This window comes from Aliivibrio sp. S4MY1, assembly GCF_028765545.1.
Lineage (GTDB): Bacteria > Pseudomonadota > Gammaproteobacteria > Enterobacterales > Vibrionaceae > Aliivibrio.
On record NZ_JARACP010000006.1, the window covers coordinates 1 to 15549 of the forward strand.

At 40.0% G+C, this 15549-nt stretch carries 15 protein-coding genes and 1 tRNA gene; 6 read left to right on the forward strand and 10 right to left on the reverse strand.

What is annotated here, in order from left to right; translation table 11 throughout:
* Positions 1-158 precede the first annotated feature (158 nt).
* The 6 genes from PVK71_RS07920 to lolB form a co-directional block, all read right to left on the reverse strand.
* Positions 159-235, reverse strand: a tRNA-Met gene (locus tag PVK71_RS07920).
* Between the two features lie 307 nt (positions 236-542).
* Positions 543-1634, reverse strand: coding sequence for a redox-regulated ATPase YchF (ychF, locus tag PVK71_RS07925; RefSeq protein ID WP_130043073.1), 1092 nt, complete (start codon positions 1632-1634; stop codon positions 543-545).
* A 54-nt stretch (positions 1635-1688) separates the two neighbouring features.
* Positions 1689-2279 carry an aminoacyl-tRNA hydrolase gene (gene pth / locus PVK71_RS07930; RefSeq protein WP_274417890.1) on the reverse strand — a complete coding sequence of 197 codons (591 nt, stop codon included), beginning with the start codon at positions 2277-2279 and terminating at the stop codon, positions 1689-1691.
* Between the two features lie 178 nt (positions 2280-2457).
* Positions 2458-3405 (reverse strand): ribose-phosphate pyrophosphokinase, encoded by a 948-nt coding sequence (locus tag PVK71_RS07935; protein ID WP_274418110.1) that lies wholly within the window; start codon positions 3403-3405, stop codon positions 2458-2460.
* Between the two features lie 38 nt (positions 3406-3443).
* Positions 3444-4310, reverse strand: coding sequence for a 4-(cytidine 5'-diphospho)-2-C-methyl-D-erythritol kinase (ispE, locus tag PVK71_RS07940; protein WP_274418111.1), 867 nt, complete (start codon positions 4308-4310; stop codon positions 3444-3446).
* A 14-nt stretch (positions 4311-4324) separates the two neighbouring features.
* Entirely contained in the window at positions 4325-4939 is a 615-nt protein-coding gene (lolB, locus tag PVK71_RS07945) for a lipoprotein insertase outer membrane protein LolB (protein ID WP_274417892.1), read from the reverse strand.
* A gap of 179 nt (positions 4940-5118) precedes the next feature.
* On the opposite strand from lolB, the gene hemA reads away from it, so the two are divergent.
* From hemA to kdsA, 6 genes are read left to right on the forward strand one after another with little or no spacing between them, the layout of a single operon-like run.
* Positions 5119-6375, forward strand: coding sequence for a glutamyl-tRNA reductase (gene hemA, locus PVK71_RS07950; protein ID WP_274417893.1), 1257 nt, complete (start codon positions 5119-5121; stop codon positions 6373-6375).
* Between the two features lie 44 nt (positions 6376-6419).
* The gene (prfA, locus tag PVK71_RS07955) at positions 6420-7508 is read left to right on the forward strand and encodes a peptide chain release factor 1 (RefSeq protein ID WP_274417894.1); all 1089 of its coding nucleotides are present in this window, start codon (positions 6420-6422) and stop codon (positions 7506-7508) included.
* A complete protein-coding gene (gene prmC, locus PVK71_RS07960) occupies positions 7508-8374 on the forward strand; it encodes a peptide chain release factor N(5)-glutamine methyltransferase (RefSeq protein ID WP_274417895.1) in 867 nt (288 codons plus the stop codon). The genes prfA and prmC overlap by 1 nt, the downstream gene beginning before the upstream one ends.
* Positions 8375-8377: 3 nt before the next feature.
* Positions 8378-8761, forward strand: a complete 384-nt coding sequence (locus PVK71_RS07965) for a SirB2 family protein (RefSeq protein WP_130043078.1) — start codon at positions 8378-8380, stop codon at positions 8759-8761.
* A gap of 2 nt (positions 8762-8763) precedes the next feature.
* Complete coding sequence (locus tag PVK71_RS07970) at positions 8764-9576, forward strand: SirB1 family protein (RefSeq protein ID WP_274417896.1); 813 nt, start codon at positions 8764-8766, stop codon at positions 9574-9576.
* Positions 9577-9587: 11 nt separating this feature from the next.
* On the forward strand, positions 9588-10442 hold the full coding sequence (kdsA, locus tag PVK71_RS07975) for a 3-deoxy-8-phosphooctulonate synthase (protein ID WP_274417897.1): 855 nt from the start codon (positions 9588-9590) through the stop codon (positions 10440-10442).
* Between the two features lie 75 nt (positions 10443-10517).
* On the opposite strand, the gene cobA is transcribed toward kdsA, so the two are convergent.
* The 4 genes from cobA to nirB all read right to left on the reverse strand — a co-directional run bounded on the left by cobA (position 10518) and on the right by nirB (position 15271).
* Entirely contained in the window at positions 10518-11306 is a 789-nt protein-coding gene (gene cobA / locus PVK71_RS07980) for a uroporphyrinogen-III C-methyltransferase (RefSeq protein ID WP_130043081.1), read from the reverse strand.
* A 127-nt stretch (positions 11307-11433) separates the two neighbouring features.
* Positions 11434-12252: a formate/nitrite transporter family protein gene (locus PVK71_RS07985; RefSeq protein ID WP_274417898.1), complete on the reverse strand. Its 819-nt coding sequence runs from the start codon at positions 12250-12252 to the stop codon at positions 11434-11436.
* A 110-nt stretch (positions 12253-12362) separates the two neighbouring features.
* Positions 12363-12692: a nitrite reductase small subunit NirD gene (nirD, locus tag PVK71_RS07990; RefSeq protein ID WP_274417899.1), complete on the reverse strand. Its 330-nt coding sequence runs from the start codon at positions 12690-12692 to the stop codon at positions 12363-12365.
* A 17-nt stretch (positions 12693-12709) separates the two neighbouring features.
* Entirely contained in the window at positions 12710-15271 is a 2562-nt protein-coding gene (nirB, locus tag PVK71_RS07995; protein ID WP_274417900.1) for a nitrite reductase large subunit NirB, read from the reverse strand.
* Positions 15272-15549 lie beyond the last annotated feature (278 nt).

Sequence of the window (15549 nt, forward strand, 5' to 3'; positions counted from 1 at the left end):
CACACCTTGCGGCGCCAGAACCTAAATCTGGTGCGTCTACCAATTCCGCCACGTCCGCATTCTACTGTTTGATTATTAAGGACTGATAGTCACTTAATCTACAAAGAGTAGTTATTCTATATTTTAATTGACGATTGGTAAATCAATTAAAAGTTGTATGGTGGCTACTACGGGATTTGAACCTGTGACCCCATCATTATGAGTGATGTGCTCTAACCAGCTGAGCTAAGTAGCCAAATTGTTTCTTTATTTCTAACTCGTCTCTCTTCCGTCTTATCGGTGAGGACGGAGCGCATTATGCGTACCAGAGGCTTATGCGTCAACACTTTTTTGAAAAAAATATGAAATCTTTGATTGTTCGAACGGAATTTAATCAAAGCGTACTTTTTATATGCAAATAAGAGTGAATAAGAGCAAAAGAATAGGGATAAGAGTTGAAAACAAGAAGTGGTACTGATGAGAAGTGAGAAGAATAATAGCTTTTAACTGTTTGAAATATAGACAAGTAATAAAAAGGCCAGCAAATTTGCTGGCCTTTTTTATTATACGTTGAAGCGGAAATGCACTACATCACCATCTTTAACGATGTAATCTTTTCCTTCTAGGCGCCATTTGCCGGCTTCTTTAGCGCCGCTCTCGCCACTAAATTCAATAAAGTTATCATAGCCAACAACTTCTGCACGGATAAAGCCTTTTTCAAAGTCTGTGTGGATCTTACCTGCAGCTTGTGGTGCAGTGGCACCTACTGGGATAGTCCAAGCACGAACTTCTTTTACACCCGCAGTGAAATACGTTTGTAGAGTTAGTAGTTCGTAACCAGAACGGATCACACGGTTTAGGCCTGGTTCTTCGATGCCCATATCAGCAAGGAATTCTTCGCGATCTTCATCATCTAGTTCAGAAAGCTCAGATTCAATAGCTGCACATACTGGAACAACTACGTTGTTTTCTTTTTCTGCGTATTCACGAACCATATCTAGGAATGGGTTGTTTTCAAAACCATCTTCACTAACGTTAGCAATATACATTGTTGGTTTTAGTGTTAAGAAATTCAGGTAAGAAACAGCTGCGATTTCTTCTTTTGCTAGTTCAACAGTACGAGCCATTCCACCTTCTGTGAATACAGGCAGCAGTTTTTCAAGTACTGAGATTTCAAACTTAGCGTCTTTATCGCCACCTTTTGCTTTCTTCGTTTGACGGAAGATTGCACGTTCACATGAATCTAAATCAGCCAAAGCAAGTTCAAGGTTGATGATTTCGATATCTTCAATTGGTGAGATTTTACCAGCTACGTGAATAATGTTTTCATTTTCAAAACAACGAACAACATGACCAATAGCATCAGTTTCACGGATGTTAGCAAGGAATTTATTACCTAGACCTTCGCCTTTAGATGCGCCAGCTACAAGGCCTGCAATATCCACAAATTCCATTGTAGTTGGAAGAATACGCTCTGGATTTACGATTTTAGCTAATGCGTCTAAACGTAGATCAGGAACCGGAACCACACCTGTGTTTGGTTCAATAGTACAGAAAGGGAAGTTTGCCGCTTCGATTCCTGCTTTAGTTAGTGCATTAAACAGTGTTGACTTACCAACGTTTGGAAGACCAACGATTCCGCATTTAAAACCCATGATGTAAACCTTATCTTTAGTTATACCAAGCTAAATAGAAATTTATTTAATTACTTATTCAGCTTTGAATGTATGTAAACGATTTTGTGCTTTACTTAACCCGTCTTTAAGCAAGATATCTAGACAGCGAGTAGACTCATCTACAGCAGCATCGATTAACTCTTGCTCTTTGGTAGGCGCTTTTCCTAAAACAAAACCGGCAACTTTGTCTTTATGGCCAGGATGACCAATACCAATTCGAAGTCGATAAAACTCTTTCGTATTGGCTAATTTGCTAATAGTGTCACGTAAGCCATTATGGCCACCATGACCACCACCTTTTTTGAATTTGGCAACACCAGGAGGAAGATCTAGCTCATCATGAGCGACTAAGATCTCTTCTGGCTTTATTTGATAAAACTTAGCTACAGCAGCAATAGCTTTACCTGATAAATTCATAAATGTTGTTGGGATCAATAAGCGAAGATCTTGGCCATTGCTTTGGATCCTCCCTGTTAATCCGAAGAACTTAGCTTCTTCTCGCAGTGAAACATTGTGCATACGAGCGAGTTCTTCAACGACCCATGCCCCTGCATTATGGCGAGTTCTTTTATACTCAAGACCAGGGTTTGCTAGTCCAACAAGAAGTTTGATTTGATTACTCAAAGACTTATCTCTCTATTTGGATACCAATATCATTAATAAACTTATTCGTATAAAAGAAACGAAAGAAAATTAATGGTATTAGTATGTCCCATTAAAAAGGCGCGCCATATTAACACAAGAAATCCAAATACAAAAACGCCCCGCATATAGCAGGGCGTTTGAATAGATTTTTGTTTGACTAGTGATCAAACATTGCAGAGATTGACTCTTCATTGCTGATACGACGAATCGCCTCAGCTAGCATGCGAGAAAGGCTCAGTTCAGTTACTTTACCTGTTGCTGCCATTTCTTTAGATAGAGTAATCGAGTCAGTAACAACAACTTGGTCTAATACCGAGTTTGCAATGTTTTCTGCTGCTGAACCAGAGAATACAGCGTGAGTTGCATAAGCAAATACACGTTTAGCACCGCGTTCTTTAAGTGCTTCAGCTGCTTTACATAATGTACCGCCAGTATCGATCATGTCATCAACGATAACACAGTCACGACCGTCAACATCACCAATTAGGTTCATTACTTCTGATACGTTTGCACGTGGACGACGTTTATCAACGATAGCGATATCAACATCACCTAATGCTTTTGCTGTTGCGCGAGCACGAACAACACCACCTAGATCAGGAGAAACAACAACTGGATTTTCTAGACCACGAGTGCACATGTCATCAAGCAGTACAGGAGTACCGAAGATATTGTCTACTGGTACGTCGAAGAAACCTTGAATTTGTTCAGCGTGAAGATCGATAGTTAAAACGCGGTCAACACCAACGTTTGAAAGCATATCAGCAATAACTTTTGCAGTGATTGGTACGCGAGCAGAACGTACACGACGATCTTGACGAGCATAACCAAAGTACGGGATTACCGCAGTGATACGGCCAGCAGAAGCACGACGAAGTGCGTCGATCATTACTACTAATTCCATGATGTTGTCATTAGTAGGGGCACATGTAGATTGAATGATGAAAACATCACTACCACGTACATTCTCGTTAATTTGAACAGCTACTTCGCCGTCAGAAAAACGATCGACAGTAGCGTCACCAAGTGAAATATATAGTCGATCAGCGATACGTTGCGCTAGTTCAGGAGTTGCATTACCAGCAAATAGCTTCATGTCAGGCACGGTGGAAACCTCAGGGTTGCGTCCAAATTGTGAGAATTTTATATTTTGCATAATGATTTATACTCTTCCAGTTTGTGGTTGAGTGGCGAAGTATTCATACCTCGAGTAATAAATCCGGTTGCATTATCAGGGATTAAGGAATAAACCTCTTGTGCTTCTTTTTCGCTGTTAAATTCAGCAAAAACACAAGCGCCTGTTCCGGTTAATCTTGATGGCGCATATTCTAACAGCCATGAAAGTTGGTAATCAACCTCTGGATACACACTTCTGACAATTTTTTCGCAATCGTTTTCGTACGGAGCGTCTAAAAGTGCATTAAGTGACTGTTTTGGCGTATTTCTAATCAAGTCAGGGTGAGTGAATACATCAACGGTTGCAATGCTGACGTTTGGCTTAATTAATACGTACCATAACTCTTTAGGGGTGGCTGGTTGTAATTTCTCACCAACACCTTCTGCAAATGCAGAAAAACCGTGAACAAAGATAGGGACGTCTGCTCCCAATTTTACGCCCAATTCACTAAGAGTATTGTTGGATAAATTCAACTGCCAAAGAAAATTTAAAGCAGCTAAAACCGTGGCAGCGTTAGAAGATCCACCACCGATACCTCCTCCCATAGGAAGTACTTTTTCTATTTCGATATGAGCACCGAGTACGGATGAAGTATGCTGCTGGAGAAGAGTTGCTGCTTTCCAGATTAAATTATCTTCTGTTTTAACCCCAGGAATATCTGGAGATAAAGTGATTTGACCGGTTTTGTTGGGCGTAATTGTTAGGTAATCACATAAATCGATGAACTGAAATAGCGTTTGAAGTTCATGATAGCCATTTTCTTGTTGACCATTAATATAAAGAAATAGGTTGAGTTTCGCAGGAGAAGGCCAGCGAGTAGAGGTATTTATCATTGAGTAATTTTTTATCATTGAGAAACAATCCAATTTGAAGCAATGATTTTAATTGTGGTGTTTTGTTGAGTAAGCGTCATTGAATTTGGCAATAGGAGCTGTTCATTATCGCTATAGCTGTTATAGCGTAGATGCCAGTTAGTTTGTCCAACCTGCTTTGATAAGTGCTCTATGGTATTTAATTCATTTAATTGAAAGTCATCAGCTGCGGTAGGTAATCCTTTTATCCAATCACCAAGATAAGCAATCGGCATATTAAGACCTGTGAGACCGTAAATAAGTCGTCCAGGGTCTGTACCTTCAAAAGTTTGGTTGTCTCCCGTTTCTACAACGGTATTGCCTTGATTCATTGAAATTTTGAGAACCGTTTGCCCTAAAAATGTGGTTAATAACAGCTCACTATTGTCTTGGTTTTGAGTCCATTGGAAATTTAAGCTATGACGTTGTTCTGGAGATTTATAGCCAATTTTTCCAGTGACTTTATACTCATTTATTTCTTGTAGTTTAGTTTGATGCTTATTCCAATTAGTCGATTGTTGTGGCGTTAAAGGAACACTAGAACAAGCACTCAGAAAAAGAGTTAAGATAAGAATAACGAATGGAAAGCGAGTAAAATGAGGACGCGTCATTAAAAATCTCATGTTTAATCTAAAGTAGGTATCAGATTGTAGCAAATTCTTTGAATATTTGGATACAAATAGTGCTTATTGCTCACTAATTTCTCTCCTGATAGCCCCTATGCCTTTTAAAATTGGACGGCATCAAGTAAAATCCGCCCTTGTTATTTTTTTATTGGTCTGTTTGCCGAATGTCATTGCTTGTTATTGGAATCAATCATACATCAGCCTCAGTTGATTTACGTGAGAGAGTTGCTTTCTCTCCTGATAAATTAACTAGAGCATTAGATGAACTAAAAAATAGTGATGCGATTCAAAGCGGCGTGATTTTATCGACTTGCAATCGAACTGAAATCTATTGCGAAGTGAAAATGGGGATCAGTAGTGGCTATGTCATTAACTGGTTAGCTGAATTTCACGATGTTTCTTTAGATTTGTTGATGCCAAGCATCTATGTTTATGAAGAACAAGCGGCAGTAAAACACTTAATGCGTGTTTCTTGTGGCTTAGATTCATTAGTATTAGGTGAGCCACAGATTTTAGGTCAAGTAAAAAAAGCCTTCGCTGATGCGCGTGAGCGTAATGCAGTAGAGGGAACTATTGAAAAACTATTTCAAAGTGATTTTTCTGTAGCCAAACGGGTCAGAACAGAAACCAATATTGGTGGTAATGCGGTATCTGTTGCTTATGCTGCTTGTATTTTAGCTCGTCAAATTTTTGAATCCCTTGCTGAGTCTACGGTCCTTTTAGTTGGGGCAGGTGAAACCATTGAGTTAGTTGCTAAGCATTTAGATGCTGCTGGTTGTAAAAAATTGATTGTTGCTAACCGAACTCGCGAAAGAGCCATGGGGCTTGCAGAGCAATTTAATGCGGATGTTATTAGTCTTCCAGAAATCCCAGAACATTTATCAAAAGCCGATATTATTATCAGCTCTACCGCTAGCCCATTGCCAATTATTGGTAAAGGGATGGTTGAAAGCGCTTTAAAGCAACGCAAACATCAGCCAATGTTGTTTGTCGATATTGCGGTCCCTCGTGATATTGAGGGAGAAGTGGCTGAGTTAAATGATGCCTATCTGTATTCTGTTGATGATCTTAAGTCAATTATCGATCACAACATTGAGCAACGAAAAATAGAAGCGATTCAAGCCGAAGCTATTGTCAGTGAAGAAAGTGCAAGCTTCATGACTTGGATCCGCTCGCGTCAAGCAGTTAAGAGTATTCGTGAATACCGTGATAATTCAGAAGCGATTCGAACTGAACTATTGCAAAAAAGTATTCAAGCGCTCGCTTCTGGTCAAAATGCAGAAAAAGTTTTGGCAGAATTAAGTAATAAATTAACAAATAAACTCATTCATGCACCAACACTTGCTATGCAGAAGGCCGCCAAAAATGGTGAGTCAGAAAAACTTACTGTTATACGTCAAAGTATTGGTCTAGACAACTAAGTGTAGCGTTCGCTACCAACATAAAGAAAAGAATAAATACTATTATGAAAGCATCAATTCGAGTAAAACTAGAAACGCTGGTTGAGCGTTATGAAGAAGTTCAGCATTTATTGGGGGATCCAGGTGTTATTGGTGATCAAAATAAATTCCGAGCTTTATCTCGTGAATACTCTCAATTGGAAGAAGTGACACAGTGTTTCCAAGCATATGAGCAAGCTCAAGAAGACTTAGTTGCCGCTGAAGAGATGGCGCAAGAAGACGATGCTGAAATGCGTGAAATGGCGCAAGAAGAAATTAAAGAAGCAAAAGCTGCGATTGAGCGTCTTACTGATGAACTACAAGTATTGCTTATTCCAAAAGATCCAAATGATGAGCGTAACTGTTTCTTAGAGATCCGTGCGGGTGCGGGTGGTGATGAAGCGGGTATCTTTGCGGGTAACCTTTTCCGCATGTATTCTCGTTTTGCAGAGAAAAAGGGCTGGCGCATCGAAGTCATGAGCTCGAATGTTTCTGAGCAAGGTGGCTTTAAAGAAATGATTGCAAAAGTAAGCGGCGATGGCGCTTATGGTGTATTAAAATTTGAATCAGGCGGCCACCGTGTACAACGTGTTCCTGAGACTGAATCACAAGGTCGTGTACATACCTCTGCATGTACTGTAGCGGTAATGGCTGAGATCCCAGAAGCGGATCTTCCAGAAATTAAAGCGGCAGATCTAAAAATTGATACCTTCCGTGCATCAGGCGCGGGTGGTCAGCACGTTAACACCACTGATTCAGCAATCCGTATTACTCACTTACCAACCGGTACGGTTGTTGAGTGTCAGGATGAGCGTTCACAACATAAAAACAAAGCAAAAGCGATGTCGGTTCTTGCTGCTCGTATTATTCAAGCTGAACAAGCTCGTCGTGCTGAAGCAGTATCAGATACACGTCGTAACTTACTAGGTTCTGGTGACCGCTCTGATCGTATTCGTACTTACAACTACCCACAAGGTCGTGTTTCTGATCACCGTATCAACTTAACTATCTACCGCTTGAACGAAGTGCTAGAAGGTGACTTAGCTTCGCTGATTGAACCTGTTGTTCTTGAATATCAAGCAGATCAACTTGCTGCATTAGCTGAAAATAACTAATGAGCTTATCTATTGAAGCGTTGTTGAAACGCTCAATTCAATCATTAGTACTTGAGGGGAGTGATTCTCCTCAAGTTGATGCTGCTGTGCTGTTGTGTCATGTTCTTGATAAACCAAGAAGTTATTTACTTACTTGGCCAGAAAAAGTGGTATCAGAGGAAGAGCTGAGTAATTTTGATGCTTTACTAGAACGACGTCTTGCTGGTGAACCTATTGCTTATATTGTGGGATATCGTGAATTCTGGTCATTACCACTTAAAGTATCACCAACAACACTGATCCCAAGACCTGATACAGAGCGTTTAGTTGAAGTCGCTTTAGATCTTCTTACTGAGTCGTCTAGTCGTGTTTTGGATTTAGGGACAGGTACTGGAGCTATTGCTCTTGCGATTGCCTCTGAGCTACCAAAGCTGAAGGTAATGGGTGTCGATTATCAAGATGATGCGGTTGAATTAGCAAGAAGAAACGCAAAAGATAATCACATTACTAATACTGAATTTCGTCAGGGCAGTTGGTTTACTCCAATTTCTCAGGAGGACCTATTTGATATTATAGTCAGTAACCCTCCTTATATTGATGGTAATGATCCTCACCTATCTCAAGGTGATGTACGTTTTGAACCTCAAACAGCCTTGGTAGCAGAGCAAAAAGGCTTTGCTGATTTACTTCATATTATTGATCATAGTCGTCAACATCTTATTGATAACGGCTGGTTATTAATGGAGCATGGCTTTGAGCAAGGTAATCAATTACGTGATTACTTTATCGAGTATGGTTTCATTAATGTTAAAACAGAGAAAGATTATGCTGGCAATGACCGAGTAACTTTAGGTCAATGGACAGTAAACACAGAGAATAAAGGATAATTCATGTATACCGCTGTTAAACACATACATCTATTTATGATCGCTTGTAGCGTATTATTATTTGTCGTTCGTTACGTATTGATGATGGTTGATTCAGACCTTCGCAATAAAGCGTTTTTAAAGCGAGTGCCTCATGTTGTTGACTCTGCAATGCTATTGAGTGGTATTGCGCTTATCTTTATTACTGGGTTTATTCCATTTACCGGCTCTGCGCCTTGGTTAACAGAAAAACTAACGTGTGTAATGGTTTATATCGCCTTAGCTTTTGTCACACTAAACAATGGTAAAAATAAAGTATTTAAGACCTTTGCTTTTCTTGGAGCGTTAGGTTGGCTAATGGTTGCCGCTAAGATTGCAGTGACTAAAGTGCCAACATTTCTGGGGTAATCATGTTGCAGTTATTTGGTGAAAATTTAGAAAGCTTGAGTCTTGTTGAAGGCGCTTTAGCACTTAATGTTGCTATTAATCCAAGCATACAAAAGCAATGGGTTGACACCAAACTGCAAGAAATGTGCGTAGAAGCAGAGCAAGTATTAGCTCATGAACTCAATGACGAAGAACGTTTAGATCGGTTACTTCAACTTTTTTATGTTGAATGGGGGTATCAAGGTGATATTTATACCTACTTTAACTCTGAAAACGCGTTTATTGATCATGTGATTGATACTAAAAAAGGCATTCCAGTTACTTTGGGTGCTCTATTTTTATATCTTTGTGACTATGTAAACCTTCCTGTCAGCGCTATCAACTTCCCAACTCAACTCGTTTTAAGAGTGGATTGGCCAAATAAGGAAACTCGCTATATAAACCCGTTTGATGGTCAGTATATCGGTGAGCATTTAATGACGGCTTGGTTAATCGGTTACGGTGGTCCGTTAGCAAAAATTTTGCCGGTACACCTTGAGTCTATTGATAATGTGACCTTAATTGGGCGTTTACTTGCGGTGATTAAAACGGCTTGTATTCGAGAGAAAAAATTTGCGTTTGCATTAACATGCAGCGATTTGGCACTGACTATGGTGCCGGATGACCCATTTGAAATTCGTGATAGAGGATTAATCTATCAACAACTACACTGTAATGAAGTTGCAAAAAGCGATTTAGAATATTTTATTGAGCAGTGCCCAAATGATCCATCAGTACTATTGGTGAAAGAGCAAGTTCAACTGTTATTACAACAACATCCTACCGTTCTCCATTAAGAGTGAAGATAATGCAAAATCAAAAAACAGTAAAAATTGGCAATATCGATGTCGCAAATGATAAGCCGTTTACCTTATTTGCAGGTATGAACGTATTAGAGTCTCGTGATCTTGCAATGCAAATCTGTGAGACGTACGTAGAAATTACTGATAAATTAGGTATTCCTTACGTATTTAAAGCGTCTTTTGATAAAGCAAACCGTTCTTCAATTCATTCATACCGCGGTCCTGGTATGGAAGAAGGTTTAAAAATATTCCAAGAGTTGAAAGATACTTTTGGCGTTAAAATTATTACGGATATTCATACAGAAGCACAAGCTCAGCCTGTAGCTGATGTGGTGGATGTAATCCAACTACCTGCTTTTCTTGCTCGTCAAACAGACTTAGTTGAGACGATGGCAAGAACTGGTGCTGTGATTAACGTTAAGAAACCACAGTTTATGAGCCCAGATCAAGTCGGCAATATTGTTGATAAGTTTGCAGAGTGTGGGAATGAAAATATCATTCTTTGTGAGCGTGGTTCGTGCATGGGTTACGACAACCTAGTGGTTGATATGCTTGGTTTTGGTGTAATGAAAAAAGCGTCAAATGGTAGCCCAATCATCTTTGATGTAACGCATTCTCTACAGAACCGTGATCCAAGTGGTAAAGCGTCTGGCGGCCGTCGTTCACAAACAGTAGAACTTGCAAAAGCGGGTTTAGCAACAGGTATTGCAGGTCTATTTATTGAAGCGCATCCGAATCCAGATAAAGCACTGTGTGATGGTCCTTCAGCATTACCGTTAGATCAACTAGAACCTTTCTTGAAACAAATGAAAGCGCTAGATGATTTAATTAAAGGTTTTGAGCACATCGATATTAAATAATATTGAGAGTAACTAGATAAATTAAAGCCCAAGAGAGATAACTTTCTTGGGCTTTTTTGTGTTTGGTTTAAATGCTTATTCAGTATCTGCTGAGTTTGGTGAAAACCAATCTAGTTTTTTATGTAATGTCGTTACACTACCTACAACAATTAATGACGGGCTAATGGCTTTTTTTGCCATTTGAGCTAATTCTGAAATGGTACCTGTAAATACTTTTTGTTTTTGTGTTGTACCACGTTCAATAATAGCACAAGGCGTATCTGCTGCTAATCCATGCTCAATTAACTGGGTTGAAATGTGTGGAGATTGCTTTAACCCCATGTAGAAAACCAAGGTATTGTTTGAACGAACTAAAGCGTCCCATTCAATTTCTGCTCCGTCTTTTTGAACATGAGCGGTAATAAACTGGACACTTTGTGCATGGTCTCGATGGGTAAGGGGTATACCAGCATAAGAGGTAGCCCCAGCAGCGGCGGTAATACCAGGAATTACTTCAAATTGAACACCGTTTTCAGCCAGGGTTTCTAACTCTTCACCGCCTCGACCAAAGATAAATGAATCGCCCCCTTTAAGCCGCACAACACGTTTACCTTCTTGTGCTTTATCTACCAGTATTTGGTTAATTTTATCTTGTGGAACGAAATGAAAGTCAAGTTTCTTACCAACATAAATCATTTCTGCTTTATCGTTCGCAAGCGCTAAAATTTCTTTGGATACTAGACGATCATAAACAAGAACATCAGCGTCTTTAATTAAGCGATAACCTTTCATGGTTAATAATTCAGGATCACCAGGACCTGCGCCAACAAGAGAAACAAGTCCGGTTTGTTTGTGTTGCTCAGATTGAGCTTGAATACTTGGCATAATAGATTCCTGCATTATGTTTTTATTTTACTCTAGTATGTAAGAGTCGATAAAAAAAATCACCCTTAATACTTGATTAAGAGTGATTTAATTTGAATGAGTTATAACTAACTTTATTCGTTACTAATTACTTAGCATCCAGTGATGGTGCTGTTTTTGCGTGAGTAAGATAAAGAGGAATACAAGTAAATAGTAGGCCGCCAACAATATTACCTAAAATAGTAGGGATAAGGTTGAAGTTCAACCATGTAGCGATACCGAAATCAGCACCAAGAATCATACCTAGTGGGAATAGGAACATGTTTACTACTGTGTGCTCAAATACTAGTGCGAAGAAGATAAAGATTGGGAACCACATCATTGCTACACGGCCGGACACTGTGCGAGCTGTCATGTTACCAATCACACCTAAACATACCATTAGGTTACAGAAAATAGCGCGGACAAAACACGTGATCCAACCATCCATGCCCATATTTTCAAAACCTAAGCTACGGGCTGTCGATACTGCGATAAACTTCTTCGCAACCGCGTTTAACTCTAAAGAGAAGTTACCTGTTAGAGAAACCGCAACAAGATAAGCAACAATTAATGATCCAACAAGGTTACCTAGACCAACAATACCCCAGCAACGGAAAATGCGCCCCCAAGTAATGCCAGGACGGTTATCAAATTTTGCCAATGGAGCAAGACCAAACACTCCCGTGACTAGGTCATAACCCATTACACTCAAAATAACAAAACCAACAGGGAAGACAAGTGCACCAACGATACCAACACCAGTTTGTACAATGGTCGTAATAGCAACAACCACCGCCAGAGATAAAATAATACCAGCCATTGTGCTTCGTATTAGAAGATCTCGAGTGCTTGTTTTTACTTTTGCTTCACCAACATTAATCATGGTTTGTACAAATTCTGCTGGTTTAAAGTCAATAGTAGACATGAATGTGTCCTTATAAAAAATTAAAGTTTAAATTGAATAGTGAAAGACTCGCTGTTTCTCAACTGTTGAGAAACAGCAAGCCTTTAAGCTATTAAATCTAACGTAAGTAACTAAGCTGAGATTTCTACTGCACCTTTAGTAATACGAGTTTTATATGCTTTAACGTTAAATTGCTCATCTTCCATGCACACACCTGTAGTAAGATTAAAGCGCTGTTTCTTTAGGGGACTAGCCACCCAAAGCTCTCCTTGGTGTTCAACAATTAAACCACGTGATAAAACATTTGATTGGAAGTAAGGGTCAGTATTACTGATTGCCAATACGTCTTCGCCTTTTGATGGACGAAACACGGCAACTTGCTCACCATTCACAAGAGCACAAACCCCTGTACCTGGAATGATATCTTCTAGTTGACAGATTTTTACGAATTTAGAAGTCATAATTAACTCTCTCGCTCTTATTCAGTTGCTGCTACGTGTAGGATGTCACCCTTTGCTTCTGGGTGTTTTTCTGTAAAAGTTGCTGGGCGGTGTTGTTCACGGCCATCAGAAACAAACACAACATTCTCATCACGCTCATCAGTATTGATAAAGTGAGCAAAACGCTTAAGTTGGGTTTCGTCGTTTATTGTATCTGTCCACTCACATGCAAAGTTATTCACTAATTTTGCTACATCCAGTTCCAATTGCTCGTTGATACCCAGTTTGTTATCTACGATGACTTCACGTAGGTAATCCACACCGCCTTCTAGGTTATCCATCCATACCGATGTACGTTGTAGTGGTGCAGCCGTACGAATGTAGAACATCATGAAACGATCGATATATTTGATAAGTGTTTCTTGGTCTAAATCGCTTGCCAGTAAGTCCGCGTGACGAGGTTTCATACCACCGTTACCACATACATACATGTTCCAACCTGCGTCAGTTGCGATAATACCTAAGTCTTTACCTTGGGCTTCAGCACACTCACGAGTACATCCAGACACGCCGAACTTCATCTTATGAGGAGTACGGATGCCTTTATAACGGTTCTCGATCATTATGCCTAGGCCTACAGAGTCTTGAACACCGTAACGACACCACGTTGAGCCAACACATGTTTTAGCCATGCGAAGTGCTTTTGCGTAAGCTTGACCAGTCTCGTAACCAGCCGCGATTAACTTCTTCCAGATTGCTGGTAAGTCATCTTTTTGAGCGCCAAATAGACCGATACGCTGTGCGCCTGTAATTTTGGTGTACAGGTTGTATTCTGCTGCAACATCAGCAAGAACGCTTAGTGCTTGAGGTGTTACTTCGCCACCCGCCATGCGAGGGATAACAGAGTAAGAACCGTCTTTTTGCATGTTACCTAGGAAGTTATCGTTGGTATCGTGCAGTTTTACTAGTTCAGGTTTAAGGATGTGCTCACCCCAGCAAGAAGCAAGGATAGAACCAGCAAGAGGTTTACATACTTCACAACCGTAACCTTTGCCGTATTTTTCTAGAAGTTCATCAAACGTTTTGATTTCTTCGATACGAATAAGGTGGAATAGCTCTTGGCGAGAATAAGCAAAGTGTTCACACACGTCACTCTTAACTTCGATACCAGACTTTGCTAATTCTGCATTAAGTACAGAGGTAACTAGAGGGATACAGCCACCACAGCCAGTACCAGCGCCTGTTACCGCTTTAATATCAGCCATTGTATGATGACCATCTGCAACCGCTTGAGCGATTTTGCCTTTGGTTACATCAAAGCATGAGCAGATAACCGCAGATTCAGGAAGTGAGTCAGCACCTAGTGTTGGTTTTTCTGCGCCAGCGTGTGCTGGTAGAATAAGAGCGTCAGGGTGTTCTGGCAGGTCGATTTCATTCAGCATAAGTTGCAGAAGATCGCCATAGTCAGATGTGTCTCCCACCATTACCGCACCAAGTAGCTTCTTGTTGTCTTCAGAAACGATAAGACGCTTGTAAACTTCTTGTTCTTCATTTTGGTAAACGTAGCTCTTACAACCAGGAGTGCGACCATTAGCATCACCGATAGAGCCAACTTTAACGCCAAGCAGTTTTAGTTTTGCAGACATGTCTGCGCCTTGAAACTTACTGTCATTACCTAAAATGTGGTCAACGGCAACTGTTGCCATTTTATAACCAGGAGCAACCAAGCCATAGAAGGTTTGATTCCAAGAAGCACATTCCCCAATTGCGTAAATGTTCTTATCGGTAGTTTGGCAGTTATCATTGATTTCGATACCGCCGCGAGGAGCAATACCAAGACCCATTTGACGAGCCAGTTTATCTTGAGGGCGGATACCTGCTGAGAATACGATGAAATCTGCTTCTAGCTCTGTGCCATCAGCAAAGCGCATGACATTACGTGCATCTTTACCTTCCGGAACAATTTCAAGCGTATTTTTGCTTGTATGAACGTTAACGCCTATGCGTTCGATTTTTTGACGAAGTTGATTACCACCAGCAAGGTCAAGTTGTTCTGCCATTAATTTCGGTGCAAATTCAACAACGTGAGTTGTTACACCAAGTGCTTTTAATGCTCCAGCCGCTTCAAGACCAAGTAAACCACCACCAACGACAACACCGCTTTTACTGTTTTTTGCTGTTGCTTCAATAGATTTAAGATCTTCAATAGTGCGATAAACAAAACAATCTTTACCGTCGTTACCTTTAATTGGTGGAACGAATGGGTAAGAACCCGTTGCAAGAACTAGTTTATCGTATTGAATTTCACGACCAGTGCTTGAGTAAACGGTTTGTTTTTCACGATTGATATTAATAGCACGTTCACCAAGTAACACATTGATGTTGTGCTTTTCGTAGAATCCTTCTTTTACAAGAGAAAGTTCATCTGCAGTATGATGAGAAAAATAAGAAGAAAGGTGAACACGGTCGTAAGCGACACGAGGCTCTTCACAAAACACCGTGATGTCCATGCTTTGAACGTCGGTTTTATCTACTAAATCTTCGATATAGCGATGACCAACCATGCCATTACCGATGATGACTAACTTCATCTTGCTCATAAGGATTCCTATTATCTTTGATATATAGATATGATGAATTATGAATGAATATGTCGATATGATGTGGATCAATTACGAAATAAAACTACACCAAAGTGGTAGGTAAGGGGCTGGTTTGTTATTTTTTGTTATTTAATCAATTGCTTGTGTGTAGCACGTAACTATTGCGTGTTGTTTTTTTACAATATCTAACAGGATTAATTTCTTTTTGGCTGGTTTTATCTTGGTTTTCTGAAAAAAAAAGACAGAATGTGAAGTGGTATTCTGTCTTTAATTCG

What these genes read in the sequence shown, in the direction of transcription:
- PVK71_RS07985 (WP_274417898.1), bottom strand. Translation starts at nt 12,252, where the DNA reads ATGTCTACTATTGACTTTAAACCAGCAGAATTTGTACAAACCATGATT.
- PVK71_RS07970 (WP_274417896.1), top strand. Translation starts at nt 8,764, where the DNA reads ATGTTGCAGTTATTTGGTGAAAATTTAGAAAGCTTGAGTCTTGTTGAA.
- PVK71_RS07965 (WP_130043078.1), top strand. Translation starts at nt 8,378, where the DNA reads ATGTATACCGCTGTTAAACACATACATCTATTTATGATCGCTTGTAGC.
- ychF (WP_130043073.1), bottom strand. Translation starts at nt 1,634, where the DNA reads ATGGGTTTTAAATGCGGAATCGTTGGTCTTCCAAACGTTGGTAAGTCA.
- cobA (WP_130043081.1), bottom strand. Translation starts at nt 11,306, where the DNA reads ATGCCAAGTATTCAAGCTCAATCTGAGCAACACAAACAAACCGGACTT.
- prfA (WP_274417894.1), top strand. Translation starts at nt 6,420, where the DNA reads ATGAAAGCATCAATTCGAGTAAAACTAGAAACGCTGGTTGAGCGTTAT.
- prmC (WP_274417895.1), top strand. Translation starts at nt 7,508, where the DNA reads ATGAGCTTATCTATTGAAGCGTTGTTGAAACGCTCAATTCAATCATTA.
- nirB (WP_274417900.1), bottom strand. Translation starts at nt 15,271, where the DNA reads ATGAGCAAGATGAAGTTAGTCATCATCGGTAATGGCATGGTTGGTCAT.
- lolB (WP_274417892.1), bottom strand. Translation starts at nt 4,939, where the DNA reads ATGACGCGTCCTCATTTTACTCGCTTTCCATTCGTTATTCTTATCTTA.
- kdsA (WP_274417897.1), top strand. Translation starts at nt 9,588, where the DNA reads ATGCAAAATCAAAAAACAGTAAAAATTGGCAATATCGATGTCGCAAAT.
- nirD (WP_274417899.1), bottom strand. Translation starts at nt 12,692, where the DNA reads ATGACTTCTAAATTCGTAAAAATCTGTCAACTAGAAGATATCATTCCA.
- ispE (WP_274418111.1), bottom strand. Translation starts at nt 4,310, where the DNA reads ATGATAAATACCTCTACTCGCTGGCCTTCTCCTGCGAAACTCAACCTA.
- hemA (WP_274417893.1), top strand. Translation starts at nt 5,119, where the DNA reads ATGTCATTGCTTGTTATTGGAATCAATCATACATCAGCCTCAGTTGAT.